The sequence below is a fragment of the Pseudoxanthomonas sp. USHLN014 genome (assembly GCF_037153335.1).
Taxonomy (GTDB): Bacteria; Pseudomonadota; Gammaproteobacteria; order Xanthomonadales; family Xanthomonadaceae; genus Pseudoxanthomonas_A; species Pseudoxanthomonas_A winnipegensis.
The window spans coordinates 133,229-145,951 of the sequence record NZ_JBBCKO010000008.1 but is presented as its reverse complement, the minus strand read 5'-3'; the positions used below and the strand labels follow the sequence as shown (position 1 = coordinate 145,951).

The following is a 12,723-nucleotide window of genomic DNA, read 5'->3' as shown; positions in this document are numbered from 1 at the left end:
TCGCTCATGGTGGCCAAGTCGGGTGAGCATTCGTATCGCGACGAGACCGTGATGACGGTTGCGCCAGCGACAGCTCGGCAGTGCTAGAACTGCAGCGGGAATGATTCCCACCAAAAGGAGATTGACGGATGAAAGCAATCATCGTTGGAGCCGCGCTGGCGGTTGGCACCGCCCTCTCACTCACCCCCGGAAAGGCGGAGGCGTCGTGTGTCGCCGTGTGCAACATGGCGTACGGGCAGTGTCTGTCCAGTGGCAATCCCGAAGATCAGTGCGAGACCAAGCTGGAGATGTGCATGGAGCGATGTGAAGGGCAGCCGAGTACCGCCGAAGCGCAGCGCACCCGCCTGCATGTCAAGGACCAGAACGGACAGGAGATCCTGATCGGGCAAACCCGGCCTGTGAGCCTGCTTCCGCTCGAGTCGAAGACCTGATCCGTTCGACGGAAGGGATGAAGAGAAGCGCCGGTTTTGCACCGGCGTTTCTTTTGGGGCCTGCCTCTCGCCGTGACTTACGGTGGAATCTCAAGGCACCAACAGAAGCTAAGCGCGACGTCCCTGGATTCCCGCTTTCACGGGAATGACGATCTGAAAAAAGAGAAGGGCCGGATCCTTCGCAGGACCCGGCCTCTCTAGAACACGATCGGCAGCGCGAAGATCAACCGCTCGCAATCAATCCTTCGGCATCTGCAGGTCGTACTGCGCCGGCGGCGTGCCGCCGGCCAGGTAGCGCACGAAGTAATCCCAGCGACGGCGCGCGACATAGGCCGTCATCGCCCCATAGCCGTGGCGGGCGTTGGGGATCATCAGCATGTCGAAGTCCTTGTTGGCCTTCATCAGCGCGTCGGCCACCAGCAGGGTCAGGTACGGCGGCACGTTGTCGTCGAGCGTGCCATGCACCAGCATCAGATGGCCCTTGAGGTTGCCGGCCAGCGACTGGTTGGCCTGGGCATCGTAGTTGCTCTTGCCGTCCTTGCCGACGATCAGCTCGCCCTGGTAGCGCTCGGCCCAGTCGTCCTCGTAGCCGCGGTTGTCGTGGTTGCCGCTCTCCGACCAGGCCACCTTGAACAGGTCCGGATAGCGCAGGATCGCCGCGGTGGAGGCGTTGCCGCCGCCCGAATGGCCCCAGATGCCGGCACGCGACAGGTCGATCCACGGATAGCGCGCGGCCAGTTCCTTCATGCCGGCCACCTGGTCGGGCAGCGTGTTGTCGGCCATGTCGGCGTACCAGGTGTCGTGGAAGGACTTGGAGCGCCACGGCGTGCCCATGCCGTCGATGGCCACCACGATGAAGCCCAGTTCGGCCAGCGACTGGTTGTCGCCGTGCGCGGCCAGGAAGCTGCGCCCGCGCACCGAGCCGGTCTGCGGACCGGGATAGATGTAGTTGACGATCGGGTACTTCTTGGACGGATCGAAGTTGGACGGCTTGAACATGATCCCGTACAGGTCGGTCTTGCCGTCGCGCGCCTTGACCGTGAACGGCTCCGGCGGCACCCAGCCGGCGGCCTTCAGGCGGGTGATGTCGGCCTTGGCGATCTGGGCCACGTCCTTGCCGTCGGCCGCGCTGCGCAGCACGGTCACCGGCGGCACGGTGGTGGTCGAGTACGCATCGACGAACAGCTTGCCGTCGGGCGACAGCGCCACGGTGTGGTCGGACGGCTCGGGCGTGAGCAGGGTCGGCGCGCCGCCGTCCAGGCTGACCTTCCAGAACTGCTGGTAATACGGATTCAGGCCGGGGGTGCGGCCGACGCCGCGGAACCACACCGTGCGCGTGGCCGGATCGACCTTGAGCATCTCGGTGACGTTGCCCTCACCGGTGGTGATGGCGTGCTTGAGCTTGCCGGTGGTCAGGTCGTACAGGTACAGCTGACCCCAGTCGGAGCGCTCGGAGAACCACACCGCCTCGTTGCTGGCCGGCAGATAGGCCCAGTTGGCCGTGCCGTTGCCGCTCTCGTACTGGGTCTTGACGTGTTCGGAGAACACGGTGCGCACCGCGCCGGTGGCCGCGTCGGCGATGCGGAACCAGGCGTCCTTGTGGAAGCGCGAGGTCGACACGAAGGCCACGGTCTTGCTGTCCGGCGCCCACTTCACATCGTCCCAGCCGCCGTCCGGGCCGCAGCTGATGTCGTCGCACAGCGTGGAGCGGTGCTGGTCCGGCTCCATCTTCAGGCGCGTGACCTGGCGGGTGGGCACATCGATGATCACCCGCTCGATCATGGTCACGTGCTTGTCGCCGGGCAGCGGGTACTTCCACGCCTCCAGCTTGGGCGCGCCGACCTTGGTGCTGACCAGGTACATGTCGCTGGTCTTGCGCTGATCCTGCTGGAAGGTGGCGATCTTGCGCGAATCCGGCGACCACTCGACGATGGCGCTGTCGGTGTGCTTCCAGCCGGCGTTGTCGGTGGCGTAGCCGTAGTCCTTGACGCCATCGGTGGTCAGCTGGGTCTCCTTGCCGGTGGCCAGGTCGCGCACCCACAGGTTCCAGTCGCGGATGAAGGCCTCGGACCTCTTGTCCGGCGACAGGGCGCCGGGCTCGGCGTCCTGCTTGGCGTAGACCTTGGCGCACTTGGCGCTGGCGTCGCAGACCACCTCGGTGCCGCGCATGGCGAAGCGGTAGCGGCCGTCGGCGGTCAGGGCGATGCCGCGGATGCCCAGCTTGTCGGCCTTGATCGGCTTGTCCTTGGTCTCCAGCAGCGTGTTGAGCGAGGCGGCCAGCGCCTTGGCGTCGAACAGCGGCGCGGTGGTCCCGGTGGCCGTGTCGGTCTGCAGCAGGCGGTCGCCGCTGGCGTCGTGGTCGGTATAGACGAAGTGCGTGTCGTCCAGCCAGGTCACGCGGGTGACGGCGTGGTCGACCAGCGGCTGGGCGAACATCAGCGCGCCGGCGCGGGCGTAGTCGGCGGCCGACACGGTCGGCGTCTGCGCCCAGGCGCCGGCCGCGCACGCGGCCAGGGCCAAGGCACCGAGCAGGCGCGGGGCGGTGGATTTCAGGAGCATGCGGATCCCCAGGCAATCAGGTGAAGCGCGCCGGGCACCAGCCCGGCCACGCACGGACCGGTGATCCTACCGCCCCGGCGGTCCGCCCTCCCCTGCCGAAGGTCCTACGCCCGGCGCGGGCGCCGGCTCAGGCGGCCTGGTTGCTGGGCGCTTCGCCGCGGATCAGGCGCGCGGCCTGCTGCAGGCTGTAGGGCTTCTGGATGAACTGCACGCCCGGCGGCAGCTCGGGCAGCTGGTGGCGGGCATGGCCGGAGGCCAGCACGATGCGCACCTGCGGCCAACGCTGGGCCACACGCATGCTCAGCTCGGCGCCGCTCATCTGGCCGGGCATGTAGACGTCGGTGAACAGCACGTCGACCTGCGGCCCTTCGGCCAGCAGCTCCAGCGCCGCGGCGGCGTCGGCCAGCGTGACCACCTCCATGCCCATCTGCACGAACACGTCGGACATCAGCTCGCGCAGGTCGGCCTGATCTTCGACAAAGAGAATGCGCAGCGGCTTGGACATGGGAATAACACCGGGAAGGGAGCGAGAGAAGCGGGACGGCACGACCCGGCAGGATGACACAGCGTCGCCCGCCGGAACGCGCAGCGAGGCGACGAGGCGGGCACAGGCATTCTTCGAAGTCGCCATGTGAAGGCCGCGTGGAGGCCGCGCGGCGGCGCAGGCGCTGCACGTGATCTGCGCGTGATCTCGGCTACCATCGGGGGTCTTTTTTCCAGCCGTACGCGCACCATGCAAATCTCCAACACCTCGCGGGACGCCTGGATCTGGGCCGCCGCGGCCGGCCTGCTGATCCTTACCCTGGGCCTGGAGCTGGTGACGCCGCTGGGCTATGCGGTCTGGCTGGTCCATTTCTTCGCCGTGGCGATCACCAACTTCCAGTCGCGCCCGCGCGTGCCGCTGCTGGTGGCGGTGCTGGCCTGCGTGCTGGTGGCGATCGGCTTCCAGGTGGCCCCGGCCAGCACCAACTCCTCGTTCTCGGCGGTCAATCGCACCTTCGGCGGCCTGTGCTTCCTGGGCATGGGCATGATCACCATGCAGGGCATCCGCGCGCGCATGTCCGCCCAGCGCGCGCTGTGGCTGCAGGAGCGCCAGACCGCGGTGGCCGCGGCCGTGCAGGGCGACCTGTCGCCGCAGGAGCTGGCCCAGCACGCGCTGGGCGCGCTGTGCCAGGCCACCGGTGCGCACGTCGGCGCGCTGTACCGCCTGCTCGGCGAGCGCTTGGTACTGAGCGGCGGCATCGCGCTGCCGGCCGGCATGGCCAGCGAGATTCCCGCCAGCGAGGGCCAGCTGGGCGAAGCGGTGCGCCTGAAGCAGGTCCGCCAGCTGCGCGCCGTCGATGCTTCGCACGTGCAGATCCAGACCGGCCTGGGCCGCAGCGCGCCGGGCGAGCTGATGCTGGCGCCGGTCACCGCCGATGGCCGCGTGGTCGGCGCGATCGAACTGGGCCGCAGCGGCGTGGCCCACAGCGACGGCCGCGCCCTGGCCCTGCTGGAGCGCTGCATGGACATCATCGGCGTGGCCCTGCGCACCGCGCAGCTGCGCGCCGATCTGGTCGAGCTGCTGGAGCAGACCCAGCGCCAGAGCGAGGAGCTGCAGGCCCAGCAGGAAGAGCTGCGCGTGGCCAACGAGGAGCTGGAGGAGCAGAGCCGCAGCCTGCAGCAGTCCCAGGCCAACCTGGAGCAGCAGCAGGCCGAGCTGGAACAGATCAACGTGCACCTGGAAGAGCGCACCCACGAGCTGGAAGAGCAGCGCCGCTCGCTGCTGGCCGCGCAGGACGAGCTGGTGCGCAGCGGCAAGGAGCTGGAGGCCGCCTCGCAGTACAAGTCCGAGTTCCTGGCCAACATGTCCCACGAGCTGCGCACCCCGCTGAACAGCTCGCTGATCCTGGCCAAGCTGCTGGCCGACAACCGCGAGGGCACGCTCAGCGCCGAGCAGATCAAGTACGCCCAGGCCATCCACTCGTCCAACAACGACCTGCTGGCGCTGATCAACGACATCCTTGACCTGTCCAAGATCGAGGCCGGCCAGGTCGAGCTGTCCGAGGACAACATCGCCGTGGCGCCGCTGCTGGTGCGCCTGCGCGAGACCTTCGAGCCGCTGGCCGCGCAGAAGGCGCTGGGGCTGGACATCCGCGCCGAGCCCGGCGCGCCGGAGCGGCTGACCATCGACGCCCAGCGCCTGCAGCAGGTGCTCAAGAACCTGCTGGCCAACGCGGTCAAGTTCACCGAGCACGGCCACGTCGCCCTGGTCGTGCAGGGGCATGGCGTGGGCCGGGTGCGCTTCGTGGTCAGCGACACCGGCATCGGCATCGCCAAGGCGCAGACCGGGGTGATCTTCGAGGCCTTCCGCCAGGCCGATGGCAGCACCCAGCGCCGCTTCGGCGGCACCGGCCTGGGGCTGTCGATCTCGCGCGATCTGGCCCAGCGCATGGGCGGCACCATCACCGTGGACAGCGAGCCCGGCCGCGGCAGCACCTTCATCCTGGAGCTGCCGGTGGAATGCGCGCCGCAGACGCCCGACACGCCGGTGACGCCGCGCGCGCCCGAGCCTGCCGTGCGCGCGGCCGCGACGCCCGCGCCCGCTGCGCCGGCGCCCGCCCCAGCCGCGAGCGCCACGCCAGCGCCGGCGCCGAGCGCGTTCGACGACCGCGACCGCCGCACCCGCCCCGGCCGCGCGATCCTGGCGGTGGAGGACGACGCCGCCTTCGCCCAGGCGCTGGTCGAGCTGGCCCACGACATGGACTTCGACTGCGTGGTGGCCGGCTCGGCGCAGGAGGCCATCGCCCTGGCGCCGCAGATCCAGCCCAGCGGCGTGCTGCTGGACGTCGGCCTGCCCGACATCTCCGGCCTGAGCGTGCTCGAACAGCTCAAGCGCGACCCGGCCACGCGCCACATCCCGGTGCACGTGATGTCCGCGCAGGAGCGCGCGCAGGTCTCGCTGGAACTGGGCGCGGTGGGCTTCCTGCTCAAGCCGGCCACGCGCGAGCGGCTGGTGGCGGCGATCCGCCAGCTGGAGCAGACCAGCGAGCGCAACATGCGCCGCCTGCTGATCGTCGAGGACGACCGCAACCTGCGCGAGAACCTGCGCCGCCTGCTCGCCCACGAGGGCCTGGACATCACCGCGGTGGGCAGCATCGCCGAGGCGATGGAACAGCTGGCCGCGGTGACCTTCGACTGCATGGTCACCGACCTGGCGCTGCCCGACGGCAGCGGCTACGACCTGCTCGAGCGCATGGGCGAGCGCGAGTCCGGGGCGTTCCCGCCGGTGATCGTCTACACCGGCCGCGCGCTGACCCGCGAGGAGGAGCAGCGCCTGCGCCGCTATTCCAAGAGCATCATCATCAAGGGCGCGCGCTCGCCGGAGCGGCTGCTGGACGAGGTGACCCTGTTCCTGCACAGCGTCGAGGCCTCGCTGCCCAGCGACCAGCAGCGCCTGCTGCGCGAGGCGCGCAAGCGCGACGCGGTGCTGGACGGGCGTACGATCCTGCTGGCCGAGGACGACGTGCGCAACATCTTCGCCCTGTCCAGCGTGCTCGAGCCGCTCGGGGTGAAGCTGGAGATCGCGCGCAACGGCCGCGAGGCGGTCGAGCGCCTGGAGCAGGACAAGGAGGTGGACCTGGTGCTGATGGACATCATGATGCCGGAGATGGACGGGCTGACCGCGATGCGGCACATCCGCAAGCAGCGCCGCCACCAGCACCTGCCGATCATCGCCCTGACCGCCAAGGCCATGGCCGACGATCGCGAGCGCTGCCTGGAGGCCGGCGCCAACGACTACATCGCCAAGCCCATCGACGTGGACAAGCTGGTCTCGCTGTGCCGGGTGTGGTGCTCGCGGCAGTGAACGAGGCCGAGCTGTTCGATCTGGAGCTGTCGCTGCTACTGGAGGCGATCTACCGGCGCTACCACTACGACTTCCGCCAGTACGCCATGTCCTCGCTGCGCCGGCGCGTGCGCCATGCGATGTCGCGGCTGGACTGCGACACGGTGGCGCAGCTGCAGCACCGGCTGCTGCACGACCCGGCGCTGTTCGCCCAGTCGCTGCAGTACTTCACCGTGCAGGTCTCGGAGATGTTCCGCGACCCGGCCTACTTCGCCGCGCTGCGCACGCAGGTGCTGCCGGTGCTGCGCACCTATCCCTCGATCAAGCTGTGGGTGGCCGGCTGCAGCACCGGCGAGGAGGTCTGGTCGCTGGCGATCCTGCTGCGCGAGGAAGGCCTGCTGGAGCGCACGATCCTCTACGCCACCGACATCAACACCGAGGCGCTGGCCCAGGCCGAGGCCGGCATCTTCCCGATCGAGCGGCTGGCGTTGTTCAGCCGCAACTATCTGGACGCCGGCGGCAGCGGCTCGCTGGCCGACTACTACACCACCGCCTACAACGGGGCGGTGTTCGACCGCAGCCTGCGCCGCAACGTGGTCTTCGCCGACCACAGCCTGGCCACCGACACGGTGTTCTCCGAGGTGCACCTGGTGTCGTGCCGCAACGTGCTGATCTACTTCAACCGCGCCCTGCAGGACCGCGCGATCGGGCTGTTCCAGGAGGCGCTGGTGCATCGCGGCTTCCTTGGCCTTGGCAGCAAGGAGTCGCTGCAGTTCGGGCCGCATGCCGGCGCGTTCGAGGTGGTCAGCCGCGAGCAGCGCCTGTACCGGAAGGCCGCATGAAGCTGCCCAGCGGCCACGACCTGGATGCCATCGTCATCGGCGCCTCGGCCGGCGGCGTGATGGCGCTGCAGACGCTGCTGGCCAGCCTGCCGGCCATGCTGAGCCAGCCGGTGCTGATCGTGCTGCACCTGCCGCGCGACCGGCCCAGCAAGGTGGCGCAGATCGTCGGCGCGCACTGCGCGCTGGAGGTGGACGAGGCGCAGGACAAGCAGCCACTGCGCGCCGGCCAGGTGCTGATCGCCCCGCCGGACTATCACCTGCTGGTCGAGGACGCCGGCCATGTGGCGCTGTCGCTGGACGAGCCGGTGCTGTTCTCGCGGCCGGCGATCGACCCGCTGTTCGAGACCGCCGCCGAGGTCTTCGGCCCGCGCCTGCTGGCGATCCTGCTCACCGGCGCCAGCAGCGACGGCAGCGAGGGCGTGGCCGCGGTGCGCCGCGCCGGCGGCACCGCCTGGATCCAGACCCCGGCCGATGCGTCCTCACCGCTGATGCCCGCCTCGGCCCTGGCCCGCGCCGGTGCGGACGCCGTTCTTTCCCTGGCAGAACTCTGCCACCACCTCTCGGCCCTTTCTCGATGAATCTCAATCTCACGCCCCAGGACGCGCCGACCGGCGAGCCGATCAACCTGCTGATCGTCGACGACGTCCAGGAGAACCTGATCGCGATGGAGGCGCTGCTGCGCCGCGCCGATCTCAACATCCTGTGCGCCTCCTCCGGCGCGCAGGCGCTGGAGCTGCTGCTGACCCACGAGGTCGCCCTGGCGCTGCTGGACGTGCACATGCCGGAGATGGACGGCTTCGCCCTGGCCGAGCTGATGCGCGGCTCGCAGCGCACCCGGCAGGTACCGATCATCTTCCTCACCGCCTCGCCCAACGATCCCCTGCGCGCGTTCAAGGGCTACGAGGCCGGCGCCGTGGACTTCCTGCACAAGCCGATCGAGACGCACGTGATCCTGGGCAAGGTGCAGATCTTCGTCGAGCTCTACGAGCAGCGCCGCCTGCTGGCGCGCCGCAACGCCGAGCTGGAACGCGCGCTGGAGCTCAACGAGACCATGACCGCCGTGCTCACCCACGACCTGCGCACGCCGCTTTCGGTGGTGCTGCTGTGCGCGGAGAAGCTGGGCGTGGAGCTGCCACCGGACGCCTCGGCGCAGCGCACGCTGGGCTTCCTGGAAAGCAGCGGACGGCGCATGGCGCGCATGGTCGAACAGCTGCTGGACTTCTCGCGCATCCGCACCCGCGGCCTGCGCATGAGCTTCGTCGCGCAGGACCTGCAGCCGCTGACCGCCGGCGCGGTGGAGGAATTCCGCCAGGCCAAGCCCGGCAGCGTGCTGCGCCTGACCTGCACCGGCGATCTGGTGGCCGACGTCGACGCCGACCGCTACGCCCAGATCCTCTCCAACCTGCTGGGCAATGCGCTCGAGCACGGCGGCGGCGAGCCGGTCGAGGTGAGCCTGGACGGCAGCGAAAACGCGCACGTGCGGCTGATGGTGAGCAATGTCGGCGCGATTTCCGACGAGCTGCTGCCGCGGCTGTTCGAGCCGTTCAAGGGCCGCTTCAGCGCCAGCAGCGGCCTGGGCCTGGGCCTGTACATCGCCGACCAGTTCGTGCGCGCCCACGGCGGCCTGCTCAGCGCGCGCAACGCCGACGGCAAGGTCGTGATGGAAGCCCTGCTCTCGCGCCGCAACCGCTGAAAAACCCCGCCTTCAGGCCGCCGGCAGCGGCCGCAGGCACAGCCAGATCGCCGCCCAGTGCGCCAGCGCACCGCCCAGCACATGGGCGTGCCACAGCGCGCGGTTGTAGACCATCGACTTGCGCACGTAGAAGCCCACGCCGATGGTGTAGATCAGCCCACCGGCGGCGATCAGCCACAGCACCGCCGTCGGCAGCCCGGCCACCATCGGCTTGATCGCGACCATGCCGACCCAGCCCAGCAGCAGATAGATCGCCACCCAGAAGCCTTTGCCCAGCCCGGGCAGGCACAGCTTGGCGAACACGCCGAACAGCGCCACGCCCCAGACCACGCCGATCATCGACCAGCGCCAGGCGCCGGACAGCGCCAGCACCAGCAGCGGCGTGTATGAGCCGGCGATCATCACGAAGATGCCGGCGTGATCGAGCTTGCGCAGCACCGGCTGCCGCGCGGGCGCGGCGAAGTTGTACGCCGCCGAGCAGGCGAACATCACCAGCAGCCCCAGCGCGTAGACGCAGGTGGCCAGCAGCAGCGCCTCGTTGGCCGCCGCGCGCCAGAGCATGGCCGCGCCGCCGCCGATGGCCAGCGCCAGCCCGGCGACATGGACGATCAGGTCGGCGCGACGCGCGCCAGCGGTCTGGTAATGCGGTACGGAAGACGAAGACGCGGACACGGGCGGATCGATGCAACGTGGGGATCGACAGGATACGCGCATGCGGATGAGGCAAGCCGCGGGGCGGCGTTTCGCGCGTTGTAGGCCTTGCCGCAGAAGCCCCATCGCCGCCATGGCGGCTCCCACGGAAGAATGTGCCCCCTTCCTTTCGCGCAGCGAAGGGGAGTTTGAAGTCGCGGCTAGCGAGTGAGGGGAGGGGTCTGTCTCAGCTTGCGGCGCGCCGCCTGGGGCGCTCGCGCTTTCTTAAGCAGTTCCGAAGCCGTCATTCCCGCGAACGCGGGAATCCAGTGGCTTTGATGCGCCGTGCGAAAGTCCCTGGGTTCCCGCGTTCGCGGGAACGACGGTAGTGGGGGCTATCGTGGAGGCCAGGTCGCTCGATTTCGCTGCGAAAGCCCCATCGCCGCCATTGGCCAAAAAGGCCACAAGGGCGGCTCCCACCTGTAGAGCGGAGCTCGCTCCGCTGGGGCCGTCCCCACGCACCGAACGAAGCGGAGCGAAGTCCCCAAGAGGGGATCGCCACAAGCTCCGCTCTACGAGAAGGCCGCGGCTTGAACTGAGAGACGGTTGCTCCCCCATCAAGTGTGGGACCGCCCTGCCCTCAAGCCGCCATCCCGCTATGCCGCAGCAGCGCGTCGATGCGCGGTTCGCGGCCGCGGAAGGCGGTGAAGTTCTCCAGCGCGCTGCGGCTGCCGCCGCGCGAGAGGATCTCGGCGCGGAAGCGGGCGCCGGTGGCGGCCAGCTGATCGGGCGCTTCCTCGAAGGCCGCGTAGGCATCGGCGCTCAGCACCTCGGCCCACTTGTAGCTGTAGTAGCCCGCGCCATAGCCACCGGCGAAGATATGGCTGAAGGCGTGCGGGAAGCGGCCCCACTTCGGCGCGCGGTTGACCGCCACCTCGTCGCGGATGCGCTCGAGCAGGTCCATCACTCCTTCCTTGGAGGGATCGAAGGCGCTGTGCAGCTCCATGTCGAACAGGGCGAACTCGAGCTGGCGCAGGGTCTGCATGCCACTCTGGAAATTGCGCGCGGCCACCATCTTGTCGAACAGCGCGCGCGGCAGCGGCTCACCGGTCTCCGCGTGGCGGGTCATGCCCTGCACGCGCGACCACTCCCAGCAGAAGTTCTCCATGAACTGGCTCGGCAGCTCCACCGCGTCCCACTCCACGCCGTTGATGCCGGCCACCGACAGCTCGCCGACCTCGGTCAGCAGCTGGTGCAGGCCGTGGCCCATCTCGTGGAACAGGGTGATCACATCGCTGTGGGTGAAGGTGGCCGGCCCGCCGTCCACGCCCTTGCCGAAGTTGCACACCAGATAGACCAGCGGGGTCTGCTCGCCATCGGCGCGATGACGACGGTTGCGGCAATCGTCCATCCACGCGCCGCCGCGCTTGCCCTCGCGCGCATACAGGTCCAGGTAGAACTGGCCGACCAGCGCGCCATCGGCGTCCTGCAGGCGATAGAAGCGCACGTCCGGATGCCACACCGGCGCGGTGTCGGGCAGCACGTCCACGCCGTACAGCGCCTTGATCACGCCGAACAGCCCGGCCAGCACCGCGTCCTCGGTGAAGTACTGCTTCACCTCCTGCGCCGAGAAGCTGTAGCGGGCCTGCTTGAGCTTCTCGCTGACGTAGGCCAGGTCCCAGGGCTCGACCGTCTCCAGGCCCAGCTCATCCCGGGCGAAGGCCTCCAGTTCGGCGCGGTCCTGCCTGGCGTACGGCAGCGCGCGGGCGCCCAGGTCGCGCAGGAAGCTCAGCACCTCGGCCGGGCTGCCCGCCATCTTGGTCGCCAGCGAATACTCGGCGTAGGAGGCGAAACCCAGCAGCCGCGCCAGCTCGGCGCGCAGGGCCAGGATGCGGTCGATCAGCGGCGAGTTGTCCAGCTTCTCCTCGCCGGCCTCCGAGGCGCGCACCGCATAGGCGCGGTACAGCGTCTCGCGCAGCGCGCGGTCGTCGGCATAGGTCTGCACCGGCAGATAGCACGGCATCTGCAGGGTGAACTTCCAGCCCGGTTCGTCGTCGGCCTTGGCCGCGGCGCGGCAGGCGGCGATCACATCGGCCGGCAGCCCGGCCAGGTGCTGCTTGTCCTTGATCCAGAACTCCCACTCGTCGGTGGCGTCGAGCACGTTCTCGGAGAACTTGGCCGACAGGCTGGCCAGCTCCTCGCGCACCGCGGCGAAGCGCGCCTTGGCCTCGTCCGGCAGTTCGGCGCCGCCGAGGCGGAAGTCGCGCAGCGCGTTGTCCAGGGTCTTGGCGCGCGCGGCGTCCAGGGTGGTCAGGTCCGCGCCTTCCGCGAGTGCGCGGTACTGCGAGAACAGCGCCAGGTTCTGCCCCAGCGCGCTGCCGAAGCGCGTGATCTTGGGCAGGTTGTCGTTGTAGGCCTTGCGCAGCGCCGGCGAGTTCAGCACGCCCTGCAGATGGTTGACCTGGCCCCAGGCGCGCCACAGGCGCTCGGTCGCATCGTCCAGCGGCACCACGAAGCTCTCCCACGTCACCGGGCTGACCGTCTCGGCCTGCTTCACCGCGGCCTCGGCCTGGGCCAGCAGCGTGTCGATGGCCGGGCCGACGTGCTCGGGCTTGATGGCATCGAACTTGGGCAGACCGGAGAAATCGAGCAGCGGATTCATGGCGGGGGCACTCTGGGAATGGGGCAGGCGGTCGATCTGGGGGCGCGCCGGCCGCAGGGCAAGCGCGAGCGCGCCATGAT

Annotated in this window: 9 protein-coding genes; 5 read left to right on the top strand and 4 right to left on the bottom strand. The window is 69.4% G+C overall.

Translation table 11 applies throughout. From position 1 onward, the window contains the following. Nucleotides 1-128: 128 nt before the first annotated feature. On the top strand, nt 129-431 hold the full coding sequence (locus tag WFQ05_RS15010; RefSeq protein WP_337054404.1) for a hypothetical protein: 303 nt from the start codon (nt 129-131) through the stop codon (nt 429-431). A 237-nt stretch (nt 432-668) separates the two neighbouring features. On the opposite strand, the gene WFQ05_RS15005 is transcribed toward WFQ05_RS15010, so the two are convergent. Together WFQ05_RS15005 and WFQ05_RS15000 are read right to left on the bottom strand one after the other, a co-directional pair. Beyond that, nucleotides 669-2,990, bottom strand: coding sequence for a DPP IV N-terminal domain-containing protein (locus tag WFQ05_RS15005; RefSeq protein ID WP_337054403.1), 2,322 nt, complete (start codon nt 2,988-2,990; stop codon nt 669-671). Nucleotides 2,991-3,117: 127 nt separating this feature from the next. Continuing rightward, nucleotides 3,118-3,495 (bottom strand): response regulator, encoded by a 378-nt coding sequence (locus WFQ05_RS15000; RefSeq protein ID WP_337054402.1) that lies wholly within the window; start codon nt 3,493-3,495, stop codon nt 3,118-3,120. A gap of 228 nt (nt 3,496-3,723) precedes the next feature. Between WFQ05_RS15000 and WFQ05_RS14995 the strand changes: the two genes are divergently transcribed. From WFQ05_RS14995 to WFQ05_RS14980, 4 genes are read left to right on the top strand one after another with little or no spacing between them, the layout of a single operon-like run. Then, nucleotides 3,724-6,837: a response regulator gene (locus tag WFQ05_RS14995; RefSeq protein WP_337054401.1), complete on the top strand. Its 3,114-nt coding sequence runs from the start codon at nt 3,724-3,726 to the stop codon at nt 6,835-6,837. Beyond that, on the top strand, nt 6,810-7,658 hold the full coding sequence (locus WFQ05_RS14990) for a CheR family methyltransferase (protein WP_337054400.1): 849 nt from the start codon (nt 6,810-6,812) through the stop codon (nt 7,656-7,658). Before WFQ05_RS14995 ends, WFQ05_RS14990 begins: the two co-directional genes overlap by 28 nt. After that, nucleotides 7,655-8,236, top strand: coding sequence for a chemotaxis protein CheB (locus WFQ05_RS14985; protein WP_337054399.1), 582 nt, complete (start codon nt 7,655-7,657; stop codon nt 8,234-8,236). The genes WFQ05_RS14990 and WFQ05_RS14985 overlap by 4 nt, the downstream gene beginning before the upstream one ends. After that, the gene (locus tag WFQ05_RS14980) at nt 8,233-9,351 is read left to right on the top strand and encodes a hybrid sensor histidine kinase/response regulator (RefSeq protein WP_130525008.1); all 1,119 of its coding nucleotides are present in this window, start codon (nt 8,233-8,235) and stop codon (nt 9,349-9,351) included. The genes WFQ05_RS14985 and WFQ05_RS14980 overlap by 4 nt, the downstream gene beginning before the upstream one ends. A 12-nt stretch (nt 9,352-9,363) precedes the next feature. Here WFQ05_RS14980 and WFQ05_RS14975 read toward each other — a convergent pair whose 3' ends face one another. Further along, nucleotides 9,364-10,065: a hemolysin III family protein gene (locus WFQ05_RS14975; RefSeq protein ID WP_337054398.1), complete on the bottom strand. Its 702-nt coding sequence runs from the start codon at nt 10,063-10,065 to the stop codon at nt 9,364-9,366. A 556-nt stretch (nt 10,066-10,621) separates the two neighbouring features. After that, a complete protein-coding gene (locus WFQ05_RS14970; protein ID WP_337054397.1) occupies nt 10,622-12,643 on the bottom strand; it encodes a M3 family metallopeptidase in 2,022 nt (673 codons plus the stop codon). Nucleotides 12,644-12,723: the final 80 nt, after the last annotated feature.